Below are 25,450 nucleotides of genomic sequence, written 5' to 3'. Positions count from 1 at the left end.
GCGGGCGCGAGCGCGGCGGCAGGCGCGGGGGCGGCGGCGGGCGCGGGCGCGGGGGTGGGCGGGGCGGCGGACGTGGGCAGGCCCGCCCGGTACGCGATCGCGCCGCGCCGGGTGGCCTTCGACTGGAAGACCACCCCTCTGCACTGGATACCGGACGAGCCCACCGCCACCCACGTCATCAACGTGCTGCACCTGCTGCTGCCGGCCGGTGAGCGGTGGTTCGTGAAGGTCTTCAAAGAGGGCCTTCCCCTGATCACGGACCCGAAGCTGCGCGGCGACGTGAAGGGGTTCATGGGCCAGGAGGCCACGCACAGCGTGCAGCACTCCTGCGTCCTGGACCACCTCGCCGAACAGCGGCTGCCCACCGAGGCGTACACGAAGTACGTGGACTTCCTCTTCGAGAGGCTGCTGGGGGAGACCCCGCCGTTCGGTGCCCCCGTCACGGCGCAGGAGTGGCTGCGCTTCCGGCTCTCGCTGGTCGCCGCGATCGAGCAGTTCACGGCCGTCCTCGGGGACTGGGTGCTCGGCGCCGAGGGGCTGGACGCGGCCGGAGCGGACGAGATCATGCTCGACCTGCTGCGCTGGCACGGTGCGGAGGAGGTGGAGCACCGCTCGGTCGCCTTCGACATGTACCAGCACTGCGGCGGCGCGGGCCTGCCCCGCTACGCCCGCCGCGTCGGGGGCATGCTCGTGGTCGCGCCGGTGATGGGCTGGCTGTGGATCGCCGGGGCCTCGTACCTCCTGCGCAACGACCCCGAACTGCGCGGACGGACCCGCTATTCGCTGCGCGAGCACCAGCGGGCCGTGGCCAAGGGTCTGCTGCCGACTTGGAGAGAGCTCGGCACGGCCATACCCCGCTACCTGCGGCGGTCGTACCATCCCTCGCAGGAGGGCTCGCTGCGCAGGGCGGTCGAGTACCTCGCGGCTTCACCTGCCGCCCGGTCAGCTGTGGGCGCGGTCGGCCGAGCCGCCATGTCGTAGGGAGCCGGGATTGTCCGAGCAGGCAGTAGCCGAGTACCGGATCGAGGATCTGGCGCACCACAGCGGTGCGACCGTCCGCACGATCCGGGCGTACCAGGACCGCGGTCTGCTGCCGAAGCCGGAGCGGCGAGGCCGTTCCAACGTCTACCGGGACACGCATCTGGCGCGGCTGCGCCAGATCGCCGACCTGCTCGACCGCGGGTACACCCTGGCCTCCATCAAGGAACTCCTGGAGGCCTGGGACGCGGGCCGCGGGCTCGGCGGGGTCCTCGGGCTGGTGGCCGAGGTGCACGGGCCGTGGACGGACGAGGAGGCGGCCCGGATCAGCCGGGACGAGCTGAACGAACGGTTCGGCGGGAAGCCCGACGACGAGGCGGTCGGCGAGGCCTGCGAACTGGGCGTGCTGGAGCGGATCCCGGGACGCCCCGACCAGTTCCTCGTGCCGTCCCCGCAGGAGCTGTCCGTGGCGGCCGAGCTGTATGCCGCGGGGGTCCCGCTGCCCGCGATCACCGGTCATCTGCGGGAGCTGCGCGGGCAGGTGGAACTCATCGCCTCGCGGTTCCTGGAGTTCACCACGGAGCACGTCTTCGCCCGGTACCTGGGGGCCGTGCCCCCCACGGACTCCGACGCGGCCGAAGCGGCGACGATGGTGCGCAGACTGCGGCCGCTGGCCCAGCAGACGGTGGACGCGGAACTGGCCCGGGCGATGCGCCTCTTCGCGACCCGGCACCTGCAGCAACACCTCGGGGCCCTCGGAAGCACCCAGCCGTCGGGGCCGGCCCCGGTGGCACTGCCGGCGGCGACCGTGCGGGCGGTGCAGGAGCTGGTGGGGCCCGACCATGTGGCGGAGTTCGTCCGGGCCGCCACGGAGCGGGAGTTGCAGGCCCGGACGATGAACGATCTGGCCAGTCGCGGCGGCCGGTAGTGCTCGCTCAGTAGTCCACAGGCCGGATCACGCTTTTGCCGTCGAAACCGGGCCAAAGGGCTGTGGACAAGTCCGGCCGACCTGTGGGGAACTCGTACCGGAAGGTCAGACGACGGCCTGGAACGCCGCTCCCGGCGTGCTGGTTTCGGCCACCGGGACGGAGCCGGCAGCGGGAGCCGCGGCGACGACCCGGCCCGTGGTGACGACCGCGTCGGCCGTGTCGGCGGCCGCCCGGCGGGTGCTCCCGTAGAGCACGGCCGCGAGGACCAGGCCGAGGATCCCCCCGACGAGCTGTGCGGCGACGAACCCCGGCAGCGACTGCGGTGCGATACCGGTGAAGGAGTCGCTGAAGCTGCGCCCGATGGTGCCGGCCGGGTTCGCGAAGGAACCGGAGGAGGTGAACCAGATCGCGGCGGCGATGTAGGCGGCGACCGCGGCCGGGATCAGCTTCGGCCGGCCGATGCGGCCGAGGCCCTGGATGACCAGGACCAGCCCGGCGGTGGCCACGACCTCCCCGATGAGCAGGTGTCCGCCGTCGCGGACCTGGGTGGAGAAGGTTCCGGGGACGCGGCCGAACATCGCTTCCGCGAGGACCGCGCCGCCTATGGCCCCGGCGGTCTGCGCCGCGACGTAGACCAGGGCTTCCCGGCCTTCGACCCCTTCGCCGCCGCCGCGCCGCCCCCACCAGTCCGTGAGGGTGACCACCGGGTTGAGGTGGGCGCCGGAGAGCGGCCCGAAGAGCGTGATGATCAGCCCGAGCCCGATGGCCGAGGCGAGCGAGTTGGCGACCAGGGCGACGCCCGTGTCGGAGGTGAGTGCCGCGGCCTGGATTCCCGATCCGATGACGACCACGAGGAGGGCGGCGGTGCCGACGAGCTCGGCGGTCGCACGCCGCAACAGAGACGCACTGTTTGTCATACTTTTCTTCCCCTTGAGTGGCAGTTCAGCGGAAAATGTATTCCGTATCTTGGAAACGCGATAGAGGGAGTCCAGGTTCGGGAGAAGGGCGAAAAATCGCTGCGCCGGACCCGGCCGAGCCGTCACGCTGGGCGAATGGATGACAAGCGCACCGTCAAGGTGTCCAAATACGTCTCGAAACACCTCCGTCATCAGCCGGAACGCATCGGACTGGTGCTCGACCCGCAGGGCTGGGTGGAGATCGACGATCTCCTGAGTGCCACCGCCGCCCACGGCTTCCCCATCAGCCGGACCGAGCTCGACCACGTGGTCGCCGCCAACGACAAGCAGCGCTTCGCCGTCGACGGCAGCCGGATCCGCGCCAGTCAGGGGCACACCGTCCCCGTGGACCTCGGCCTGCCGGAGGCCGAACCGCCGGCGTACCTCTACCACGGCACCGTCGCGGCCGCCCTGGACGCGATCCGCGCCGAGGGACTGCGCCCGATGGCCCGCCACCACGTCCACCTCTCCCCGGACCGGGAGACCGCGACCCGCGTCGGCGCACGGCGCGGCCGGCCGGTCGTCCTGGCCGTCGACGCGGGGGCGATGCGCGCCGCGGGCCACGTCTTTCGGATCAGCGCCAATGGAGTGTGGCTGGCGGACTCAGTGCCGCCGCAATTCCTTCGCTTCCAATAAACGGAAGGATCCACGGAAGGATCTTCGAAGGAGCCCCTCGGGCCCGGAATTCACGGAGGGATTGTCAGATCATCCCCCTACGCTGTTCCTCACTCCGGGATCTGTGAGGGGGGTACCTCGCGGTCGCCGAACACCCCTTACCTGCACGCGAGGTGACACCCCATGATGTCCGAAGAGCCGCATCCGAACACCTTCCAGGTCGATCTGCGCGGCCTGGTCGACCTGCTCTCCCACCACCTCTACTCCAGCCCCCGCGTGTACGTCCGCGAGCTCCTCCAGAACGCCGTCGACGCCGTCACCGCACGCCACGCCCTGGACCCCGCCGCCGCGATCCGCATCCGGCTGTCGGCGACCGGGAACCGGGTGACCATCGAGGACAGCGGCATCGGCCTGACCGCCGACGAGGCCCACTCCCTCCTCGCCACCATCGGACGCAGCTCCAAGCGCGGCGGCCCGCACGGACTGGAAACCACCCGCCAGGAGTTCCTCGGCCAGTTCGGCATCGGCCTGCTCGCCTGCTTCGTCGTCGCCCGCGAGATCCGCGTGATCACCCGGTCCGCCCGCGATCCGCTGGCCGCGCCCGTCGAATGGCTGGCCACGGACGACGGCTCCTACACCGTCCGCGAACTCCCCTCCGAAGCCCGCCCGGAGCCCGGCACCACCGTCGTCCTGGAGGCGCGCCCCGGCGCCGAGGAGTGGACCATCCCGGCCAAGGTCGAACAGCTGGCCCGCGACTACGGCTCCCTGCTGCCCTACGACATCACCTTCGACGACGGCTCCGCCTCCGGACCCCGCCCGGTCACCGACCGGCCGGCCGTCTGGGACCGGCCCTTCCCCACCCCCGCGGCCCGCCGCGTCGCGCTCGCCGGGCACTGCGCGCAGCTCTTCGGTTTCACCCCGCTCGACAGCATCGACCTCGACCTGCCCGTGGCCGGAGTGCGCGGGGTCGCGTACGTCCTGCCCGAGCCGACCAGTCCCGCCCACCGGTCCGGACACCGCGTCCACCTCAAGGGCATGCTGCTGACCGACAAGGCCGACAACCTGCTGCCCGACTGGGCGTTCTTCGTCCGCGCCGTCCTCGACACCGACACCCTGCGGCCCACCGCCTCCCGCGAGAACCTGTACGACGACGAGACCCTGGCCGCCGTCCGCGAGGCCCTCGGCGCCCGCGTCCGCGCCTGGCTCGCCGAGCTCGCCACGGCGGAACCCGACCGGCTGGCCGCCTTCCTGGCCGTCCACCACCTCGGGGTGAAGTCCCTCGCCCGGCACGATGCCGAGCTGCTCGGCCTGATGCTGCCCTGGCTCCCGTTCGAGACCAGCGACGGTTCGATGAACCTGGAGGAGTTCAGCTCCGCGCACACCGAGATCCACTTCACCCGGACCGTGGAGGAGTTCCGCCAGATCGCCCCGATCGCGGCGGCCCACGGGCTCGGAGTCATCAACGCCGGCTACACCTACGACGCCGACCTGCTGGCCCTGCTGCCCTCCGTACGGCCGGAACTCAAGGTCACCGAGCTCGACGCGGGAGCGGTCACCGAACGGCTCGATCCGGTACCGACCTCCGCCGAACTGGCCCTGGCCCCCTTCCTGGCCACCGCCCGCACCCGGCTGGAACCCCAGAGCTGCGACGTCGTCCTGCGCGCCTTCCAGCCCGCCGCCGTCCCCGCGCTCTACCTCGACGACCGCCAGGCCCGTCAGGAGCGGGACCGCACCGCCGCCCTCGAAACCGCCGACTCGCTGTGGAGCGGCATCCTCGGTTCGCTGCGCGGCTCCGCCCCGCGCGCCCGCCTCGTGCTCAACCACAACAACCCGCTCGTCCGCCGGATCGCCGCCCTCCCCGACGAGGCCCTGACCGCCACGGCCGTCGAATCGCTGTACGGCCAGGCCCTGCTGAGGTCGCAGCGGCCACTGCGCGCGGCCGACACCACCCTGCTCAACCGGGCCTTCCTCGGACTCCTGGAATGGGCGACGCACCCGGCCGGCGGCACGGACGGCGCGAACTCCACGCACAGCACCGGCAGCACCGACGGCACCGGCAGCACCGACGGCACGGACACCACCGGCACCCAGGAGGAGCAGAAGTGAGCACGATGACGCGCGAGGAGATCGAGCGCGCGCTGGCCGAGAACCGCCAGGCTCCGGGCGGGACCGCGCGCAACGCGCACGCCGAGGCCCTGTCCACCGCCGCCGAAGCGACCGGGGACCGCCCGCTGTTCCGTGCGGCGCTGGACAACCTGATCAACGCCTACCTGTACAGCTCCGAGTCGCCGAAGATGCTCGTCCCCTTCGCCCGGCTGCTCCAGGAGTACGACAAGGACCCCGGCGCCTTCGACGAGTGGGACGCCCACTCGCTGTTCTGGCAGTTCAAGTGGATCGCCGGCGCCATCGGCAACTCGCCGGAGATCCCGCTGGAGTCGGCCGCCGGCTGGCTGGACGAGATGGAGCGCCGCTACCGCATCGCCGGCTACGGCGAGCGCCCCGTGCGCGAGGCCGAGCTGTGGTTCGCCGACGGGATCGGCGACGACGAGCGGGCCGCACGCGCGTACGCCCGCTGGCAGGCCGCCGACCGCGACGACATGAGCGACTGCCACGCCTGCGAACTCAACAGCCAGGGCCAGTACGCCATGCTGCGCGGTGACGACACCGAGGCCCTGGAGGTCTGGCAGCCGGTGCTGTCCGGCGAGCAGACCTGCGCCGAGGAACCCCACCGCGTCCTGGCCACCTCGCTGCTGCCGCTGGTGCGGCTCGGCCGGTTCGACGAGGCCCGCTCGGCGCATCTGCGCGGATACCGGCTGGCCCGGGACAAGGAGAGCCTGCTGCCCTCGGTGGGGCGGCACATCGAGTTCTGCGCGCTCACCGGGAACGAGTCCCGCGGTCTGGAGATCCTCGCCGAGCACGCGGCGCACGTGGCCCCGCTCGCCAACCTCTCCGACCAGCTGGCCTTCCACGGCGGGATCCTCGTCCTGCTGCGCCGGCTGACGGAGCTGGGCCACGGCCGGAGCCCCGCCGTCCCCTACGAGGGCACCCCGCGCACCGTGACCGAGCTGTACGAGGCCCTGCGCGCGGGCTCCCTCGGCATCGCCCGCCGGTTCGACGCGCGCAACGGCTCCACCCGGGTCTCGGAGCGGTTCCTCGCGCGGATCGGCGCGGCCCCGCTGACGGCGTCCCTGCCGCTGGGCGTACGGAGCTCCGCGCTCGCGGCGCTCCCGCGGCCGAACCCCGCCCCGGCCCCGGCCCCCGTCCCCACGGCGGCCCCGGCCGAGGGCTTCGCGGAACTCGTGGCACGGGCCCGGGCCGCACGCGACCTCGGGCACCCCGGCGCGGACGCCCTCTGGGAGGAGGTGGCCCTGCGCCCCGAGGCGGCGGACGGATCCGATCCGCTGGCCGCCGCCGACGTGGCGGACCACCGGGCCCTGGCGGCCGCCCGGGCCGGCGCCGCGAACGCGCCCGAACTGCTGGCCGGCGTACGCGAGCGGTACCGGGAGCTGGGGCTCGCGGAGCGGGCGGCCCTCGCCGAGCTGCGGCTGGCGACCGTGGCCGCGCAGTCGGGCACCGCGGCGGGGGAACTGCGCGCCCTGCTGGCCGTCGCCCTGCGCGCCGCCGAGGCGCTGGACGCGACCGAGCCGCTGCGGACCCGGCGGATCGCCCTCGCGGAACTGACCGGGATCCGGGTGGAGTCGTACCTGCGCTCGGTCGAGGCCTCCGAGGCCGAACACGGGCACGGTGACGGTGAGGGCCACGGCCACGATCACGGGAACGGCCACGCCGCGGGGCACGGGCACGGCGAGCTGGCCGCCTTCGCCGATGCCTACGCCGCCGCCCTGCCCGACCTGGCGGCGGAGGCCGAGGAGATGCAGGGCCGGCTCGCCCTCTCGCAGGGCGACCCGGAACGTGCCGTGGCCCTGCTCGCCGGATCCGCCGGCCGGTCGGTGGCCTCGGGCCGGCCGTGGCTCGCCGTGGATCCGCTCGTGCTGCGGGCCGGCGTGCTGATGTCGCTGGACCGCGCGGCGGAGGCGGAGGAGTCGGCCCGCGCCGGGCTGGCGCATGCCGCCGAGGTGACCGACCCCGAGGCGCAGGGCGTCGTACGGCTCACCCTCGCGGACATCCTGCTGGGGCGCGGCGAGGCCGACGCGGAGGCCGCGCGGCACGCTCTGGAGGCGGCGCACTGGTTCGACCAGGCCGGGCTCACCGCCGACGGCGGCGCCCAGGCCCGGCTGCTGCTCGCCCGGTGCCACGCCCGCGAGGGCCGTACCGCCGAAGCGGCCGAGGTGCTGCAGTCGACGCTGCCGGACCTGCTGGAGCACGGTGAGGGCCAGGCCGTCTCGGTACGGGAGTTCCTGGGCGACCTGCTGCGCGAACTGCACGACCCCCGGGGCGCGGCCGAGCAGTACCTGCTGGCGGCGGAGCTCGCCGAGGACTGGGAGGACCCGCGCCCGCAGGCGAACTTCGCCCAGGCCGCCGCCGATCAGCTCTCCGAGGCGCGGCTGCTGCCGGAGGCGGTCGCCGCGTACGAGCGGGCCCTGGACCTGCGCAGGCGGTCGAAGGACGCGCCGGTCGCCGAGGTGCGGATCCTGCGGTCGCTGGCCTGGCTGGGGCTGCGCGAGGAGGTCACCGACGCGGCGGTCGCGGGGGCCCGGGCCCGGATGGAGGAGGCGGCCGGGGTGCTGACCGCCGCACTGGCGCAGGCCCCCGACGCCCCCGGGGCCCCCGACGCACGGGCCGAACTCGCCGAGACCTGGAACCAGCTCGCCCAGGTTCTCGACCGCCGGGTCCGCGCCGACGAGGAGGCTGATGAGGAGGCGGACGACGCGGCGCACGAGGGCGAGGTGCACGGGGACGAGGTGCACGAGGGGTCGCCCGAACCGCTGGGCGCCGCGGAGCTGGAGGCGCTGCGGCTGGAGGAGATCGTGCTCTGGGAGCGGGCCGCCGCCCTCCACGCGGAGCTCGGCCCGGAGCACCTGCAGGCCCGGTTCCAGTGCGTGAACAACGCCGCCTGGACCGAGCACGAGCTGGGCCGGCCCGAGGACGGCGCCGCCCGGGTCTCGGCGCTGGCGGCCGAGGTCCGCGCGCTGCCCGAGGGCGTGGCCCCGGAGTGGCTCCTGGAAAGCGCCGAACGCACCGCCGAGCACCTGCTGCGCGCCTCGTCCTGAGGCGGCGCCCTGCCGTCGCCCCGGAGTACGGGGCGACGGCGGCGGCAGCGAGCGGCGCGGATCGGCTGCCACGCGAGGACCCGGCCCGACAGTCGTAGGCTCACAGGTATGACCTTGCGCCTGAGCACCGTGATCCTTCCCGTCAACCGCTGGCACGAGGGCGGCCGTGACCGCTGGCAGCGGGCCGAGGAGCTGGGCTTCCACACCGCGTACACCTACGACCACCTGTCCTGGCGGACCTTCCGGGACGGCCCGTGGTTCGGCGCCCTGCCCACGCTCACGGCCGCCGCGGCGGCCACGGAGCGCCTGCGCCTGGGCACGCTCGTCACCTCGCCGAACTTCCGGCACCCCGTGACGCTCGCCAAGGAGCTGATCTCCCTGGACGACGTCTCGGGCGGCCGGATCACCCTCGGCATCGGGGCCGGCGGCAACGGCTTCGACGCCACCGCCCTCGGCCAGGAGGCGTGGACCCCGCGCGAGCGCGCCGACCGGTTCGCGGAGTTCGTACCTCTCCTGGACCGCCTCCTCACCGAGGACTCCGTCACGCACCGGGGCACGCACTACTCCGCCGACGAGGCCCGCAACATCCCCGGCTGCGTCCAGCGCCCCCGGCTGCCCTTCGCGGTGGCCGCCACGGGGCCGCGCGGCATGAAGCTCGCCGCCCGGCACGGCCAGGCGTGGGTGACCACCGGCGATCCGAAGCTGTTCGCGGAAGGCACCCCGGAGCAGTCGGTGGAGGCCATCCGCGGCCAGATCCAGCGGCTCGGCAAGGCCTGCGCCGAGATCGGCCGGGACGCGGCCGAGCTGGACAAGATCCTCCTCACCGGCTTCACGCCGGAGCCGGGCCGCCCCCTGGAGTCCCTCGACGCCTTCGTGGACTTCGCGGGTACCCACCGGGAGCTGGGCATCACCGAGATCGTCATCCACTGGCCGATCCCCGATTCGGACTTCGCCTCCGACCAGACCGTCTTCGAGAAGATCGCCACCGAGGCCCTCGCCCAGCTGGGCTGACCACGAGGAGGCCGGGGGACGCCAGGGCGATCCCCGGCGCTCCCCGGCGCTTGCGGGTGTCACGGTGTGGGAGCGAGACCCGGCTGGTCGAAGGTGTCCGGCACGGGCAGGGTCGTCCAGCGGTCCACCGGCCAGGCGAGCACCACGGCACGGCCCACCACGTCCGTCACGGGCACCATGCCGCCGCGGGGGTCGCGCTGGTGATAGCGGGAGTCCTGCGAACTCTGCCGGTGGTCGCCCATCACCCAGATGTGGCCGCTGGGCACCGTGACCTTGAACTGACCGTCCGCATCCGTGCTGCAGGCGGTGTTCCCCTCGAAGACGTACGGCTCGGTGAGCGGCTTGTCGTTCACCTTCAGCGGTCCGGTGCCCTCGCATTCGACCGTGTCGCCGGCGACGCCGATGACCCGTTTGATCAGGTGGTTCTCTCCCGCCGCGGGCATCAGCCCGATGGTGCTCAGGAACTTCTGGGCCACATTCGGTTCCTGCACCGGCTGCCCCTCCAGCCAGTCGCCGGGATCGCGGAAGACCACGACCTCCCCCCGGGCGGGCTGCGAGCCGAACCACGGGGTGAGCTTGTCGACCAGGACCCGGTCGTCCTTCTGCAGGGTGTTCTGCATGGAGCCCGAGGGGATCAGGAACGCCTGGAGCAGGAACGTCTTGATCAGAAAGGCCAGTACCAGGGCGACACCGAGGAGGAGCGGCAGCTCCATCCAGAAGGGGCGGCGGCGCTTCGGCCCGCGACCCGCGGCAGGTGCGGCCTCGTCCGCCGGTGCGGCCCCGCCCGCAGGCCCGTCCTGGGGACCCTCCCGGTCGGATCGCGCCACGCCCACCAAGTCCCCCATGCCGCCCCCGCCTTCGTTGCATTTCCGCCGTGTCCACGGACCCTACGCCCGATACCTCCCGGTGGAGGGCGCCGTTGGTCCCGCCGCCGCGGCCGGAGGACCTACGGCGCGTAGAGCAGCACGCGCAGGACCTCGCCCAGCAGCACCGGTTCCCGCTCCGGGTGGTGGGTGCCCTCCCGGTCGCACACCGTGCACAGGAGCATCGCCAGGGTCGCGACCCACTTGGCGTGCGGGCCGCCGCAGGCTTCGCAGTCCCGCGTGCGGGCTGAAGGGATGAGCACGTCGCCCCCGAGTGATGTGGTCGGAACCGGCACCGGGCCGGCAGCGCGAAGGGGAGCGGAACCGGCGATGAGATCCTTCCACCGCCCACTGACAACCATGTGGCGATGTTTCACGTGAAACATCGCCGACCGCCGGCATGGGCGAAGATGGAGCCGTGACCTCGGCTCCCCAGCGCCCGGACGGGCCAACCCCCGCGACCCGGCTCATCGCCACCGACCTCGACGGCACCCTGCTGCGTGACGACAAATCCGTCTCGGAGCGCACCGTCGCCGCACTCGCCGCCGCCGAGGAGGCCGGCATCGCGGTGTTCTTCGTGACCGGACGCCCGGCCCGGTGGATGGGCGTGGTCAGCGACCACGTTCAGGGCCACGGCCTCGCCATCTGCGCGAACGGCGCCGCCGTCGTCGACCTGCACGCCATGGACCGGCACGCCGCCGACGGGCACACCTCCGAACGGCAACCCGCGGGCCGGGAGTTCGTGCAGGTCAGGCCGCTGCCCCGGATCACCGCGCTCAAGGTGGTGGAGGCCCTGCGGGCCGCCGCCCCCGGTTCTTCCTTCGCCGTCGAGCTGACCACCGGCATCAACTACGAGCCCCAGTACCCGCAGTTCTTCCAGGACCCGGGCGCCAATGTCGCCACCGCCGAGGCGCTGCTCCTCGAGACCACGGACGACGATGCGGCGCCCGTGCTCAAGGTGCTCGCGCACCACTCCGAGCTGGCTCCGGACGAGTTCCTGACCCTGGCGCGCTCCGCCGCCGGCGCGTACGCCTCGATCACCCGCTCCAGCCCGACCTCCCTGCTGGAGATCAGCGGCCCGGGTGTCTCCAAGGCGAGCACCCTGGCCCTGTGCTGTGCGGAGCGCGGCATCTCGCCCGCCGAGGTGGTCGCCTTCGGCGACATGCCGAACGATGTGGAGATGCTCGGCTGGGCCGGCACCTCCTACGCGATGGGCAATGCCCATCCGGATGTGATCGCGGCCGCCTCGGGCCGTACGGTCGCCAACAACGAGGACGGCGTCGCCCTGGTCATCGAGCGCATCCTGGCCGACCGGACGCCCCCCGCCGGGGCATAGCCCGGCAGGGCTTGGCTCCCGCGGGGCTATGCCCCGGCCGGGGGCGGCTACAGCAGGACGGGACTACAGCGGGGCCTCCCACACCAGGGTGGTCCCGCCGCCCTCCTCGCCGAGGCCGGGGCCGTACGAGCTGGACCCGCCGAGCGATTCGGCCCGCCGGCGCAGGTTCCGCAGCCCGCTGCGCCGTCCGCCCTCCGGGATGCCCACCCCGTCGTCGGCCACCTCCAGCCGGACCCCGGGCCGGCCGTCGGCCAGGCTGACGGTGGAGTCGAGCACCACCTCGATCCGGGACGCCTCCGCGTGCCGGAACGCGTTCGACAGGGCCTCGCGCAGGGCGGCGATCAGGTTCTTGCCGACGAGTTCGCCGACGACCGCGTCGATCGGTCCCAGGAAGCGGTGCGCGGGCTTGAAGCCCAGCGGCACGGCGGCCATGTTGATCTCGCGCAGTACCCGGGTGCGCAGACCCGAGGGGGCCTCCGCCGGTCCCTGCTGGAGCGCGAAGATCGCGGTGCGGATCTCCTGGATCGTCACGTCGAGCTCGTCCACGGCCTTGCCGACGCCGTCGCGGACCTCGGGCACGATCGACCGGCGCTGGGCGCCTTCGAGCATCATCCCGGTGGCGAAGAGCCGCTGGATGACGAGGTCGTGGAGGTCCCGGGCGATCCGGTCGCGGTCCTCGAACACCGCGAGGCGCTCCCGGTCCCGCTGCGCCTCGGCCATCATCAGCGCGAGGGCCGCCTGCGAGGCGAACTGGGTGGCCAGGGTCCGCTCCGCCTCGGTGAAGGGCCGCTTTCCGCGCGCCCGCGGCGTGACGAGGGCTCCCAGCACGCGGCCCCCGCTCTGCAGCGGAAGCATCATGCAGGCCCCGTACTGGCTGGTCAGGCGGCTGATCATGCGCGGGTCGGAGGAGGCGTCGTCCACGAAGACCGGTTCGCCCGCCAGCAGCTGGGCCACCACCGGGCTCTCGGCCGGGATGACGATGCCCAGGGAGGTCGCCGGGTTCTCGGCGGAGACCGCGACGATCTCCATGCCGCCCTCCTCGGCCGGCAGCATGACGATCCCGGCGGCGGAATCGGCGAGGCGGCGGGCCTGCTCGGCGACGACCGCGAGCGCGTCGTCCGCGTCCCCGCCCGACAGCAGGGCCGTGGTGACGGCGACCGACCCGTCGATCCAGCGCTCCCGCTGGGTGGCGGCCTCGTAGAGCCGGGCGTTGCCGATGGCGATGCCCGCCTCGGTGGCCAGCACCCGGACCATGTGGACGTCGTAGTCGTTGAACTCGCCGCCGCCGTTCTTCTCCGCGAGGTAGAGGTTCCCGAAGATCTCTCCCTGGACCCGGATCGGCACTCCGAGGAAGGTCTTCATCGGCGGGTGATGGGCGGGGAAGCCCGAGGAGCGCGGGTCCTTGGTCAGGTCGGCGAGGTGCACCGGGTCCGGGTTCGAGATCAGCGCGCCCAGCAGGCCGCGCTTGCCGTCCGGGCGGTGCCCGATCTTCCTCGCCACCGAGTCGCTGATCCCGAAGGTGACGAAGTCCGAGAGCCCCCGGCCCTCGGTGTCGACCACGCCGATGGCGGCGTAGCGGGCGTCCGCGAGCTCGGCGGCCGTCTCGCAGATCCGGTCCAGCGTGGAGTGCAGTTCGAGGCCGGTGCCGACCGACCGCATGGCCTCCAGCAACTGCGGCACCCGGGCCGTGAGCTCCGTGGACAGCCCCTGGAGACTCCGGGTGGCCGCGGTCGCGGCCTCCATCGGGTCGGGCGTTTCCGGTGAGGACTCCGGCGGGTACTCGGGCGATTCCTGGGACTCCTGCGCTGACATGCCCTTGAGCCTAGTTAGTCCCGTTTAGCGAGGAAAGTCGAGCCTGCACGGAGTCGCCCGTCCCGTCCGCTTCCCGCTCCCGCCGCAGCAGGGCGCGCAGCGGACCGGGGGCCTCCGCCAGCTCCGCGTACGGACCGCGCTGGACCACGGTGCCGCCGTCCAGGACGAGCACCTCGTCGACCTCCTCCAGCCCGGCCAGCCGGTGCGTGATCAGCACGGTGGTGCGGCCCTCGGTCGCGGCCAGCAGGTCCGCGGTCAGCGCGTCGGCCGTGGCCAGGTCCAGGTGCTCGGCGGGCTCGTCCAGGACGAGGACCGGGAAGTCCGCGAGCAGCGCCCGCGCCAGGGCGAGGCGCTGTCGCTGCCCCCCGGAGATCCGCTCGCCGTGCTCGCCGACCAGCGTGTCCAGCCCGTCCGGGAGCCCCTCGGCCCACTCCAGCAGCCGGGCCGCCGCGAGGGCCTCCCGCAGCCGCGACTCGTCGGCTCCCGGGGCGGCCAGGCGCAGGTTCTCCCGTACGGAGCTGTCGAAGATGTGCGCGTCCTGGGCGCAGAGGCCCACGATCCGGCGCACGTCGTCCCCGTCGAGGGCGCGCGCATCGGTCCCGCCCAGGGTGTACGTGCCTTCGTGCTGGTCCAGGAAGCGCAGCAGGACCTGGGCCAGCGTGGTCTTGCCGGCCCCCGAGGGCCCGACGACCGCGATGCGGCGGCCCGCCTCCAGGGTCAGGTCGAGCCCGCTCAGCGCGTCCCTCTCCTGCCCGGGGTGGCGGGCGGCGAGCCCCGTCAGCCGCAGGGGGAAGGGAGAGGCGGGCAGGGCTTCGGGCCGCTCCGGCTCGGTGACCGGGGCGGGCGTGTCGATGACTTCGTAGACCCGCTCGGCGCTGCGCCGCACGCGCTGGCGGTACTGGACGGCCTGCGGAAGCCCGCTGACGGCCTCGAAGGCGGCCAGCGGGGTCAGGACGACCACGGCCATGGCCACCCCGGACAGCCGGCCCCCGGCGACGGCATCCGCCCCGACGGCGGCCGCGCACACCACGGTCACTCCGGTCACCAGGGCCGACAGCCCGCTCCCGAGGCCGGTGACGGCGGCCGCGCGGGCCGCGATCCCGGTCAGCGTGCGGTCGCTCTCCTTGGCGGCGGCCCGGCGCCCGCCGAGCGCTCCGGCGACCGTGAGCTCGGCGGTTCCGGTGAGGAGATCCGCCACACGGGTGGCGAGCTCGCCCCGGGCGGGCGCGAGCCGTCGCTCCGTCCGGCGGGCGCAGACCGCGCTGACGAGCGGTACCCCGACACCGGCGGCCAGCAGCCCCGCGGCGAGGACCGCCCCGGCCCCGGGCAGCAGCCAGGCGGTGAACGCCACCGAGCCGGTGCCCACGAGCAGTGCGGTGCCGACGGGCAGCAGCCAGCGCAGCCAGTAGTCCTGGAGGGCGTCGGCGTCGGCCACCAGCCGGGTCAGCAGATCCCCGCGCCGGTGGCTGCGCAGCCCGGCGGGCGCGATCCGCTCCAGCCGCTGGAACACCGAGACGCGCAGGTCGGCGAGCATCCGCAGGACCGCGTCGTGGGAGACGAGGCGCTCGGCGTAGCGGAAGACGGCCCGTCCCATGCCGAAGGCCCGTGTCGCGGTGACGGCCACCATCAGGTAGAGCACGGGCGGCTGTTCGGAGGCGCGCGAGATCAGCCATCCGGAGACGGCCATCAGCCCGACGCTGCATCCGACGGCCAGCGCTCCGAGGAACAGCCCGAGCCTGAACCGTCCCTGCCAGGCCTTGGCCACACCGCGCACCCGCTTGAGCGGATCGCCGCCGCCGGCATCGCCGCCGCCCGGACCGGCCGCCCGCTCCGGGGCGTCTCCGAGGATCCATTCGCCGGGATCGCGCGGCGCCGGTCCCGGCGCCGGCTGCCCGGCCCGCGCGGCCGGGAGGGGTGCGGCCGGGGAGGGCCCGGCGGGGCCGGCCCCGACCCGTACGACCCGGTCGGCCAGCGCCAGCAGGGCCGGCCGGTGCACCACCAGCAGGACGGTCCGGCCGACCGCGAGGCGGCGTACCGCCTCCACCACGGCCGCCTCGGTCTCGCCGTCGAGGGCCGCCGTCGGCTCGTCGAGCAGGAGCACCGGCCGGTCCGCCAGGAACGCCCGGGCCAGCGCGAGCCGCTGTCGCTGTCCGGCGGACAGTCCGGCCCCGCCCTCACCGAGCAGGGTGTCCGCCCCCCGCGGCAGGGCCCGTACGAACTCCCAGGCCCCGGCGTCCACCAGCGCGGCGGTCACCTCGGCGGCGTCGGCGCCGGGCCGCGCCAGCCGTACGTTCTCCGCGATCGTCCCCGCGAACAGGTGCGGCCGCTGCGGCACCCACGCGATCCGCTCCCGCCACTGTTCGGGCGCCAGAGCGGCCAGGTCCGTACCCCCGACGCGGACCCGGCCCGCACTCGGCGTCACGAAGCCCAGCAGCACCTGCAGCAGCGTGGACTTGCCCGCGCCGCTCGGCCCGGTGAGGGCCACGCATTCGCCCGGTTCCACGGTCAGGGAGACGGGGCCGGGGGAGTCCTCGCCCCGGCCCTCGTACCGGACGGCCACCCCGTCGAGCTCGATCCGCAGTCCCGACACCGCCACGGCAGCGGATCCCGGCGATGCGGCGGCCGGGGTCTCCAGCACCTCGAAGATCTCTTCCGCGGCGGCCAGTCCCTCCGCCGCGGCGTGGTACTGCGCCCCGACCTGGCGCAGGGGCAGGTACGCCTCGGGCGCCAGGACCAGGATGACCAGCCCGGTGTAGAGGTCCAGTTCCCCGTGGACGAGCCGCATGCCGATGGTCACGGCGACCAGCGCCACCGACAGGGTCGCCAGCAGTTCCAGGGCGAACGAGGACAGGAACGCGATGCGCAGCGTGCGCATCGTGGCCTGCCGGTAGTCATCGGTGATCTTGCGGATGGACTCCGCCTGGGCCTTCGCGCGGCCGAAGACCTTCAGGGTCGGCAGGCCGGCCACCACGTCCAGGAAGTGTCCCGAGAGCCGGGACAGCAGCCGCCACTGGCGGTCCATCCGGGACTGGGTGGCCATGCCGATCAGGATCATGAACAGGGGGATCAGCGGGAGCGTGACCACGATGATCGCCGCCGACACCCAGTCCTCGGTCACGATCCGCGCGAGCACCGCCACGGGGACGACGATCGCGAGCCCCAGCTGGGGCAGGTACTTCGAGAAGTAGTCGTCGAGCGCGTCCACTCCCCGGGTGGCCAGGGCCACCAGGGAACCCGTCCGCTGTCCGCTCAGCCAGCCGGGTCCGAGGTCCGTCGCACGCTCCAGGAGCCGGCCGCGCAGTTCCGACTTGACCGCCGCGCTCGCCCGGTGTGCGGCCAGCTCGGTCAGCCAGGCGACCAGGCCCCGGCCGAGTGCCACTGCCGCGAGCAGCAGCAGGGGCGTGCGCAGGGCCCCGCCGTCCAGTCCGTCCTCGAAGGCACCGACGACGATCTCGGCGATCAGCATGGCCTGGCCGACGACCAGCCCCGCCCCGGCGAGCCCGAGGGCCACCACCGCTCCCAGGAAGAGTCGGGTGGACCGGGCGTACCGAAGCAGGCGCGGGTCGATCGGTTTCACGTGAAACATCCCCCAGGCAGGATCGGGCGGGGCGGGGCGGGCGAGTCGGCCGGGGCCGGGCTTCGGCTCAGTGCACGTCGACGATGTGCTGCGTGCCGATGCGCTTGCGGAACACCCAGTACGTCCAGCCCTGGTAGAGCAGGACGAGCGGGGTCGCCACCGCCGCGCACCAGGTCATGATCTTCAGGGTGTACGCGCTGGACGAGGCGTTGGTGACCGTGAGGTTCCAGGCGTCGTTCAGCGAGGACGGCATGACGTTCGGGAACAGCGTCAGGAAGAGCATCGCGACGGCCGCCGCGATGGTGACGCCCGACAGGCCGAACGACCAGCCCTCGCGGCCCGCGAGGTTGAAGCCGAGGGCTCCGACCAGGGCCAGTACCGCCACGATCATGGCGATCAGGCTCCAGCCGTCACCGCGCGAGACCTGGGTCCAGATCAGGAAGGCGAGCGCCAGGACGGCGGTCACCACCCCGAGCTGCGTGGCCAGCTTGCGCGAGCGGTCCCGGATGTCCCCGACCGTCTTGAGCGAGGTGAACACCGCGCCGTGGAAGGTGAACAGGGTCAGCGTGACCAGGCCGCCGAGGATCGAGTAGACGTTGAGCAGGTCGAAGAAGTTTCCGACGTACTCCATGTCCTGGTCGATCTTCACTCCGCGCACGATGTTGGCGAAGGCCACGCCCCACAGGAACGCGGGGATCAGCGAGGTCCAGAAGATCGCGTGTTCCCAGTTGGTCTGCCACTTGTCCTCGGGCCGCTTGTGCCGGTACTCGAAGGCGACCCCGCGGATGATGAGGCAGATCAGGATGATCAGGAGCGGCAGGTAGAAACCGGAGAAGAGGGTGGCGTACCACTCGGGGAAGGCGGCGAACGTGGCACCGCCGGCCGTGAGCAGCCAGACCTCGTTGCCGTCCCACACGGGCCCGATCGTGTTGATCAGGACCCGCTTCTCCGTACGGTTGCGGGCCAGCAGCTTGGTCAGGACGCCGACTCCGAAGTCGAAGCCCTCCAGGAAGAAGTAGCCGATCCACAGAACGGCGATGAGCACGAACCAGACGTCGTGGAGTTGCATGGTGTGGTCTCCTCAGCCTCAGTACGAGAAGGCCATCGGCCGGTCGGGGTTCTTGTCGTCCCCGCCGATCTTGGTCGGCGGGTTGAGGTCGGCCTCGGTGAGCTCGGGCGGGCCGGCCTTGACGTACTTCACGAGGAGCTTGACCTCGATCACGGCGAGCACGGCGTAGAGCAGCGTGAAGCCGATCATCGAGGTGAGCACCTCACCCTGGGAGACGTTCGGCGAGACCGCGTCCCGGGTGCGCAGGACCCCGTAGACCACCCAGGGCTGGCGGCCCATCTCGGTGAAGATCCAGCCCCAGGAGTTGGCGATCAGCGGGAAGCCCATGGTCCAGAGCGCGATGATCCAGTACCAGTTCGTGAACTTGGGGCTCAGCGCCTTCTTGTAGAGGACCAGGTGCGGGACCTCTTCCTCGCCGGTGCGCAGACCCGGCGGCAGCATGAACTTCCTGCGGGTCAGCCAGAGCCCCAGCATGCCGACGCCGAGGGAGGCCATCCCGAAGCCGATCATCCAGCGGAAGCCCCAGTAGGCGACGGGGATGTTGGGCCGGTAGTCGCCGGGCCCGAACTTCTCCTGCTCGGACTTGTTGACGTCGTTGATGCCCGGGACGAAGGAGCTGAAGTCGTCGTTGGCCAGGAAGGACAGCAGGCCCGGGATCTCTATGGCGACCTTGTTGTGGCCCTTTTCGACGTCGCCGTAGGCGAAGACGGAGAAGGGCGCCGGCGCCTCGCCGTCCCAGAGGGCCTCGGCGGCGGCCATCTTCATCGGCTGCTGCTTGAACATGACCTTGCCGAGCAGGTCACCGCTGATCGCGGTGCCCAGACCGGCGATGATCATGACGACCAGGCCGAGCCGCAGCGAGGTCCGCATGACGGGGATGTGCTTCTTGCGGGCGAGATGGAAGGCCGCGATGCCGACCATGAACGCGCCGCCGACCAGGAAGGCCGCCGTGATGGTGTGGAAGAACTGGGTCAGCGCGGTGTTCTGCGTGAGCACCAGCCAGAAGTCCGTGAGCTCGGCCCGGCCGCGCTCGGTGTTCATCCGGTAGCCGACCGGGTGCTGCATCCAGGAGTTCGCCGCGAGGATGAAGTACGCGGACAGGATGGTGCCGATCGAGACCATCCAGATGCAGGCCAGGTGGATCTTCTTCGGCAGCTTGTCCCAGCCGAAGATCCACAGGCCGATGAAGGTGGACTCGAAGAAGAAGGCGATGAGCGCCTCGAAGGCCAGCGGGGCTCCGAAGATGTCACCGACGAACCGCGAGTAGTCGGACCAGTTCATGCCGAACTGGAACTCCTGGACGATGCCGGTGACGACACCCATCGCGATGTTGATCAGGAAGAGCTTGCCCCAGAACTTGGTGGCCTTGAGGTACTTCTCCTTTTCCGAACGCACCCAGGCGGTCTGCAAGATCGCGACGAGCGCGGCCAGAGAGATCGTCAAGGGAACGAAGAGGAAGTGATAGACGGTCGTAATACCGAACTGCCATCGCGCCAGGGTCTCTGGCGCCAAAGCTAGGTCCACGTCGTCGTCTCCTTCGTTTCGCCGTGGTCACAGCCGCAGTTTGCCTCTTGTATCCCACTCAATCCGGGAGGAAGCAGGACACGCTTGTGAACGCGTTCACATTCACAAGCATTATGTCGTACTGCTGTCGGGATCTTTCAGGGGGGTACCCCCTAGCGGAGAAATTCAACAGATTGTTGAATGCGACCCATGAAGATTCGATTCCTCTGGCCCGCCGGCCAGCTCACCGCAACCCTCGACGAGACCCCGACCGCCAAGGCCCTGGCCGAGGCGCTCCCCCTTTCCGCATCCGCGAACACCTGGGGCGAGGAGGTCTACTTCGACACCGGCGTCTCCGTGGCCCTGGAGCACGACGCCCAGCAGGTCGTCGAGCCCGGCACGGTCGCGTTCTGGACCGAGGGCGACGCGCTCGCGCTGCCCTACGGCCCCACCCCGATCTCCCGCGGGGGCGAGAGCCGCCTCGCGAGCCCGTGCAACGTCCTCGGCTCGTTCGACGGCGACCCCCGCCTGCTGGCCACCGTCCGCGACGGCGACCCCATCCGCGTGGAACTGGCCTGACGCCGGTTCCGGGGAGCTCTGCGGCGCTGTGAAGCAGGAGCCCTACAGCTCCTTGAAGAACGCCTCCGCCGTGTGCAGGAAGAGGTCGTTCGCCTCGGGCTCACCGATCGTGACCCGCAGGCCCTCGCCAGCGAAGGGCCGGACCACCACGCCGGCCTTCTCGCAGGCAGCCGCGAAGTCGGCGGTGCGCTCCGCGAGCCGCATCCACACGAAGTTGGCCTGCGTCTCGGGCACCACGGTCCAGCCCTGGGCCAGCAGCGCGCCGTAGACCCGGGCGCGCTCGCTCACCAGCGACCCGACCCGGCCCATCAGCTCGTCCTCGGCCCGCAGCGAGGCGACCGCCGCGTCCTGGGCGAGCTGGCTGACGCCGAAGGGCACCGCGGTCTTGCGCAGCGCCGCGGCCACCGGCTCGTGCGCCACCGCGAAGCCGACGCGCAGGCCGGCGAGCCCGTACGCCTTGGAGAACGTACGCAGCACGGCGACGTTGGGGCGGCTGCGGTAGAGCTCGATGCCGTCCGGGACCTCCACGTCGCGGACGAACTCCTTGTAGGCCTCGTCGAGCACGACGAGGATGTCGGAGGGCACCCGGTCCAGGAAGCGCTCCAGCTCGGCACGGCGCACGGCGGTGCCGGTGGGGTTGTTGGGGTTGCAGACGAAGATCAGACGGGTCCGCTCCGTGATCGCGTCGAACATCGCGTCCAGGTCGTGCACGTCGCCCTCGGCCAGCGGGACCTGGACCGACGTCGCACCCGAGATCTGAACGATGATCGGATAAGCCTCGAAAGACCGCCAGGCGTAGATGACCTCGTCGCCCGGACCCGCCGTCGACTGGATCAGCGACTGGGCGACACCGACCGAGCCGGTGCCGGTGGCGATGTGCTCGACGGGGACCCCGAACCGCTCGGCGAGCTCGTTCACCAGGCCCGTGCACGCCATGTCCGGGTACCGGTTGAACTGGCCGGCCGCGGCGACCGCACTCTCCAGCACCCCAGGCAGGGGCGGGTACGGGTTCTCGTTCGAGGACAGCTTGAACGCGACCGGACCGCCCGCCGCGGCGGGCTTCCCGGGCTTGTAGGTGGGGATGCCGTCCAGCTCGGCGCGCAGCTTCGGGCTCTTCTCGCTCACCGCAGGTCCTCCTCGACCGTCCCGTACGACGTCGCCGTCGACTCAATACTCCTCACCTTATGAGGATTCCGCCCATCCGAGAACGGCGGGCGCCTGGAATGCGGGAGAGCGCACGCATATATGCGTGCGCCGGTGGCCTGCGCCGTGGCGCGCGTCCCTCGTACAGGTGAGTTGGGCAGGGCCCGAGAGCGCTCCGTTTTGGCATGCACGGTCCCGTCGACAAGGGCACCAGACAGCCTTCGCAACCAAAGGCCTTCATTTCCAAGGTCATTGGGGGTGGCGAACCGTGCAGAAACGTGCCTGTCAACGCGTGCATATGCATCCAGACCGCCCTGCCCACCGAGCCCTACTATCGGCTCGCCATGACAGCAGCAGGGAAGCATCAGGTGAGCCGGACCGAGACCACCCGGCGGGCCGCCGGCCGACAAGGCCGGGCGGGCATCAGGGACGTGGCCGCCGCGGCGGGCGTCTCGATCACGACCGTCTCCGACGCCCTCAACGGGAAGGGACGGCTGCCGGACGCCACCCGCCGCCACGTCCGCGAGGTCGCGGACCGGCTGGGCTACCGCCCTTCCGCGGCGGCCCGGACCCTCCGTACCGGCAAGTCGGGCCTCATCGGCCTGACCGTGACGACGTACGGGGATGAACCTTTCACCTTCACCGAATTCGCGTACTTCGCCGAGATGGCCAGGGCCGCCACCTCCGCCGCGCTCGCGCGCGGCTACGCCCTCGTCATCCTCCCCGCCACCTCCCGACACGACGTCTGGTCCAACGTGGCCCTCGACGGCACCGTCGTCATCGACCCCTCCGACCACGATCCCGTCGTCACCGAGCTGGTCCGCCAGGGTCTGCCCGTCGTCTCCGACGGACGCCCCGCCGGCTCACTCCCCGTCACCGCCTGGGTCGACAACGACCACGAGGCCGCCGTCCTCGGGCTCCTCGACCACCTCGCCGCCGCCGGAGCCCGCCGTATCGGCCTCCTGACCGGCACCACGACCGACACCTACACCCGCCTCTCGACCACGGCCTACCTGCGCTGGTGCGAGCGCGTGGGCCAGGACCCCGTCTACGAGTCCTACCCCGCCCACGATCCCTGCGCCGGCGCCGTCGCCGCCGACCGGCTGCTCGCCCGGCCCGACCGGCCCGACGCCGTCTACGGCCTGTTCGACCCCAACGGCACCGACCTGCTCGCCGCCGCCCGGCGCTACGGCCTGCGCGTTCCCGAGGATCTGCTGCTCGTGTGCTGCAGCGAATCCACCGTGTACGCCAACACCGAGCCGCCCATCACCACCCTGTCCCTCAAACCGCGCCGCATCGGCACCGCCGTCGTCCAGCTGCTCATCGACGCCATCGAGGGCGTCGACACGGGCGGACCCGTCGAACAGGTCATCCCGACCGAGCTGATCATCCGTACCTCGTCCCAGCGCAGGCAGCCCCGTACGACCGTCAGCCCGCCCCGATCCCCGGCACAGGACTGACCGCCACGCCGCCCAATGGCGGGGCCGCCGGCCCCGCCGAGGATTTCAGCAACACCCATATCGGGAGGAATCAGCAGGAAGTGCCAGCTCCGGCCAGGATTCACCACCCCTGGTGCGTCACAGAGCGCGAGCTGCATTCCTATGATGGGCGCACGACATCACGGACCCTCCGCCCAGGAGGCGGAAGGGTCCGCAGGTGTACGGCAGCGCGACGGTGGTGGAGGGGTCGATGACTCAGGGGGCCGGTCAGGGACCCGCGGTGCGGACGGACACCGAGCGGGACTTCCGGGTGCCGGTCGCCGAACCCGCCTCGCATACCGCTCTCCCGGGATTCGCAGAAGCCGCACCAGCGGCAGCGGCCGGCTCCGCGGGGCTCGGGCAGGACGCCCCCGTCTACGGCGCGTACCCGGCGTACTACGACGCGGGCCCGGCTCCCGTCCCCGCACAGCACGGGTACGGCCACGAGGCCCCGTACGCCTCCCCCGGCGTCCACGGCGAGCCCGTCGGCCGCCCCATGGGCCACGCCTCCGAGGAGAGCGACCCCGAGGGGTACACACCGACCCAGCGCGACCTCCCCGTCATCGGGCGCGGCGCGCTCGGCGGCCCCGGCGACACCGTCCAGATCCAGTACGTCCCCCAGGAGACGCCCGGAGAGGGCCCCGGCCCGCTCTACGTCGTCGGCGACGTGCACGGCTACATCGACGAACTGGTCGCCGAACTGCAGTTCCAGGGGCTCATCGACGCCGACCGCAACTGGTCCGCCGGCAACGCCCGGCTCTGGTTCCTCGGCGACTTCACCGACCGCGGCCCCGACGGCATCGGCGTCATCGACCTCGTCATGCGGCTCTCCGCCGAAGCCGCCGCCGCGGGCGGCTACTGCAAGGCCCTCATGGGCAACCACGAGCTGCTGCTCATCGGCGCCAAGCGGTTCGGGGACACCCCCGTCGTCTCCGGCGCCGGCACCGCCACCTTCCAGGCCGCCTGGCTCCTCAACGGCGGGCAGCGCACCGACATGGACCGGCTGCAGGACGTCCACCTCCAGTGGATGTCCCGGCTGGACGCGGCGGTCCTGGTGGAGGACCACCTGCTCCTCCACTCGGACACCACCGCCTACCTCGACTACGGCGACTCGGTCGAGGACGTCAACGACACCATCCACGAGCTCCTCAACCGCAACGACGCCGACATCACCTGGGACCTGTTCCGCAAGTTCACCAAGCGCTTCGCCTTCCGCGACGAAGAGACCGGCCCCCAGGCCGTGCGCGAGCTCATCGGCACCTACGGCGGCAGCCGCGTCGTTCACGGCCACAGCCCCATCCCGTACCTGCTGGGCGAGGTGGGCACCGAGGACGGTGACGGCGCGCACGGCCCCGAGGCCGTCGTCGGCCCGCACGTCTACGCGGAAGGGCTGGCCATCGCGATGGACGGTGGCGTGACGATGGCGGGCAAACTCCTCGTCGTACAACTCCCGCTGAACGACTGAGGCTTCCCGGAGCTGGGTATTTCCGGAAAGCCCCTGTCGACGTACGGCGTGGGCGCTCTACCATCGCTCTATCCGTAGCAGGCTCTCCTCCGTTTGTGCCGGCGCCCCGTTCAACACGGACATACCGGTCCCCACGGAGCATCGGGGGATGCACATGACCAGCGCTCCGCACCTGCTCACCGAAGACCGACCGGAGTTCGATCGGCTCCTCGACGAGGCGCTGCGCACGGCGAACGCCAGGCCCGAGCTCGCCGCCCTGGGCGAACGGCTGAACGCCGAACAGTTGCGCACCATGGCCATGGGGGCCACCGGGCTGCTGACGGCCGCGGCCGCAGCCGAGTACGACCATTACGTGAAGGTCCGCAAAGAGCGGCAGGACGAGATCCTGTCCACCCCCGGAAGCACGGGGGAGGAGGGCGACGGGCAGGACGGCGGCGCGGGCGTCAGCGCCGTGGTCGCGGTCCTCGCGCCGGTCCTGGCCGGCACGGCCATGCTGATCTTCCTGCTGGTCGGCTACATCCTGAAGATGATCGAACCCGAACCGGCCTTCGCCGACACCATGCTGACGGCGGGCTGGCTGTTCGGCGGTCTCACCGCCGCCGCACTGCTCTTCGCCGTGATCGGGCTGCTCGTCACGGCCGTCCGCAACAGTTCCACCGAGGTGGCGGCGGACGAGACCGAGGCGGTGCCCGACGAGGTGGCGCGGGCCCGCGAAGCCTGGCGCAACGCCCTGCTGGAGCGTGGCATCGTGCCGTTCCTCCGGGACGCGCTGGCGGATCCCAGCGCCGGCGCCGGACTCCCGGCGCCCCGAAAGCCGGGAGCCGGGCGCATCCCCAACCTGGGATACACCCGGCCCGACTTCACCAGCCCGGGAACCCCCGCGGAGGGGCCCCGTCCCGGTTACTCGTCTCCGGACTTCACCAGTCCGGACTTCGGCGGGCCGGAGCCCGCGCCGGAGTAGACCA

At 72.2% G+C, this 25,450-nt stretch carries 19 protein-coding genes; 11 read left to right on the top strand and 8 right to left on the bottom strand.

Annotated elements, in window-relative coordinates; genetic code table 11:
- The first annotated feature begins 54 nt into the window (after positions 1–54).
- Positions 55–981, top strand: coding sequence for a metal-dependent hydrolase (locus ACWCP2_RS02595; RefSeq protein ID WP_450906928.1), 927 nt, complete (start codon positions 55–57; stop codon positions 979–981).
- Between the two features lie 10 nt (positions 982–991).
- Positions 992–1,906 carry a MerR family transcriptional regulator gene (locus ACWCP2_RS02590; RefSeq protein WP_450906755.1) on the top strand — a complete coding sequence of 305 codons (915 nt, stop codon included), beginning with the start codon at positions 992–994 and terminating at the stop codon, positions 1,904–1,906.
- A gap of 105 nt (positions 1,907–2,011) precedes the next feature.
- Here ACWCP2_RS02590 and ACWCP2_RS02585 read toward each other — a convergent pair whose 3' ends face one another.
- The gene (locus tag ACWCP2_RS02585; protein WP_450906754.1) at positions 2,012–2,824 is read right to left on the bottom strand and encodes an aquaporin; all 813 of its coding nucleotides are present in this window, start codon (positions 2,822–2,824) and stop codon (positions 2,012–2,014) included.
- A gap of 135 nt (positions 2,825–2,959) precedes the next feature.
- On the opposite strand from ACWCP2_RS02585, the gene ACWCP2_RS02580 reads away from it, so the two are divergent.
- The 4 genes from ACWCP2_RS02580 to ACWCP2_RS02565 all read left to right on the top strand — a co-directional run bounded on the left by ACWCP2_RS02580 (position 2,960) and on the right by ACWCP2_RS02565 (position 9,660).
- Positions 2,960–3,499, top strand: coding sequence for an RNA 2'-phosphotransferase (locus ACWCP2_RS02580; protein WP_450906753.1), 540 nt, complete (start codon positions 2,960–2,962; stop codon positions 3,497–3,499).
- 162 nt (positions 3,500–3,661) lie between these two features.
- Positions 3,662–5,584 carry an HSP90 family protein gene (locus tag ACWCP2_RS02575; protein WP_450906752.1) on the top strand — a complete coding sequence of 641 codons (1,923 nt, stop codon included), beginning with the start codon at positions 3,662–3,664 and terminating at the stop codon, positions 5,582–5,584.
- A complete protein-coding gene (locus tag ACWCP2_RS02570) occupies positions 5,581–8,649 on the top strand; it encodes a tetratricopeptide repeat protein (RefSeq protein ID WP_450906751.1) in 3,069 nt (1,022 codons plus the stop codon). The genes ACWCP2_RS02575 and ACWCP2_RS02570 overlap by 4 nt, the downstream gene beginning before the upstream one ends.
- A 108-nt stretch (positions 8,650–8,757) precedes the next feature.
- Entirely contained in the window at positions 8,758–9,660 is a 903-nt protein-coding gene (locus ACWCP2_RS02565) for an LLM class flavin-dependent oxidoreductase (RefSeq protein ID WP_450906750.1), read from the top strand.
- A 59-nt stretch (positions 9,661–9,719) separates the two neighbouring features.
- Here ACWCP2_RS02565 and lepB read toward each other — a convergent pair whose 3' ends face one another.
- Positions 9,720–10,505 carry a signal peptidase I gene (lepB, locus tag ACWCP2_RS02560; RefSeq protein WP_450906749.1) on the bottom strand — a complete coding sequence of 262 codons (786 nt, stop codon included), beginning with the start codon at positions 10,503–10,505 and terminating at the stop codon, positions 9,720–9,722.
- 101 nt (positions 10,506–10,606) lie between these two features.
- On the bottom strand, positions 10,607–10,786 hold the full coding sequence (locus tag ACWCP2_RS02555) for a hypothetical protein (RefSeq protein ID WP_450906748.1): 180 nt from the start codon (positions 10,784–10,786) through the stop codon (positions 10,607–10,609).
- 137 nt (positions 10,787–10,923) lie between these two features.
- Between ACWCP2_RS02555 and ACWCP2_RS02550 the strand changes: the two genes are divergently transcribed.
- On the top strand, positions 10,924–11,859 hold the full coding sequence (locus ACWCP2_RS02550) for an HAD hydrolase family protein (RefSeq protein WP_450906747.1): 936 nt from the start codon (positions 10,924–10,926) through the stop codon (positions 11,857–11,859).
- A gap of 63 nt (positions 11,860–11,922) precedes the next feature.
- Here the strand turns inward: ACWCP2_RS02550 and ACWCP2_RS02545 are convergent, their stop codons facing one another.
- The 4 genes from ACWCP2_RS02545 to ACWCP2_RS02530 all read right to left on the bottom strand — a co-directional run bounded on the left by ACWCP2_RS02545 (position 11,923) and on the right by ACWCP2_RS02530 (position 19,841).
- Positions 11,923–13,602 carry a sensor histidine kinase gene (locus tag ACWCP2_RS02545; RefSeq protein WP_450906927.1) on the bottom strand — a complete coding sequence of 560 codons (1,680 nt, stop codon included), beginning with the start codon at positions 13,600–13,602 and terminating at the stop codon, positions 11,923–11,925.
- 79 nt (positions 13,603–13,681) lie between these two features.
- Positions 13,682–17,248, bottom strand: a complete 3,567-nt coding sequence (gene cydD, locus ACWCP2_RS02540; RefSeq protein ID WP_450906746.1) for a thiol reductant ABC exporter subunit CydD — start codon at positions 17,246–17,248, stop codon at positions 13,682–13,684.
- 67 nt (positions 17,249–17,315) lie between these two features.
- A complete protein-coding gene (cydB, locus tag ACWCP2_RS02535) occupies positions 17,316–18,317 on the bottom strand; it encodes a cytochrome d ubiquinol oxidase subunit II (RefSeq protein WP_450906745.1) in 1,002 nt (333 codons plus the stop codon).
- An 18-nt stretch (positions 18,318–18,335) separates the two neighbouring features.
- Complete coding sequence (locus ACWCP2_RS02530) at positions 18,336–19,841, bottom strand: cytochrome ubiquinol oxidase subunit I (RefSeq protein ID WP_450906744.1); 1,506 nt, start codon at positions 19,839–19,841, stop codon at positions 18,336–18,338.
- A 189-nt stretch (positions 19,842–20,030) separates the two neighbouring features.
- Between ACWCP2_RS02530 and ACWCP2_RS02525 the strand changes: the two genes are divergently transcribed.
- On the top strand, positions 20,031–20,399 hold the full coding sequence (locus tag ACWCP2_RS02525) for a cyclophilin-like fold protein (protein WP_450906743.1): 369 nt from the start codon (positions 20,031–20,033) through the stop codon (positions 20,397–20,399).
- Between the two features lie 42 nt (positions 20,400–20,441).
- Here ACWCP2_RS02525 and hisC read toward each other — a convergent pair whose 3' ends face one another.
- Positions 20,442–21,524: a histidinol-phosphate transaminase gene (gene hisC, locus ACWCP2_RS02520; RefSeq protein ID WP_450906742.1), complete on the bottom strand. Its 1,083-nt coding sequence runs from the start codon at positions 21,522–21,524 to the stop codon at positions 20,442–20,444.
- 362 nt (positions 21,525–21,886) lie between these two features.
- On the opposite strand from hisC, the gene ACWCP2_RS02515 reads away from it, so the two are divergent.
- The 3 genes from ACWCP2_RS02515 (at position 21,887) to ACWCP2_RS02505 (ending at position 25,446) form a co-directional block, all read left to right on the top strand.
- Positions 21,887–23,002 carry a LacI family DNA-binding transcriptional regulator gene (locus tag ACWCP2_RS02515; RefSeq protein WP_214954921.1) on the top strand — a complete coding sequence of 372 codons (1,116 nt, stop codon included), beginning with the start codon at positions 21,887–21,889 and terminating at the stop codon, positions 23,000–23,002.
- A gap of 214 nt (positions 23,003–23,216) precedes the next feature.
- Positions 23,217–24,485, top strand: a complete 1,269-nt coding sequence (locus tag ACWCP2_RS02510; protein WP_450906926.1) for a metallophosphoesterase — start codon at positions 23,217–23,219, stop codon at positions 24,483–24,485.
- A gap of 148 nt (positions 24,486–24,633) precedes the next feature.
- Positions 24,634–25,446, top strand: a complete 813-nt coding sequence (locus ACWCP2_RS02505; protein WP_450906741.1) for a hypothetical protein — start codon at positions 24,634–24,636, stop codon at positions 25,444–25,446.
- Positions 25,447–25,450 lie beyond the last annotated feature (4 nt).

The sequence above is a fragment of the Streptomyces sp. NPDC002104 genome (assembly GCF_053593795.1).
Note: the sequence above shows the minus strand (reverse complement) of the source record. Positions and strands in the feature narration are given on the sequence as shown.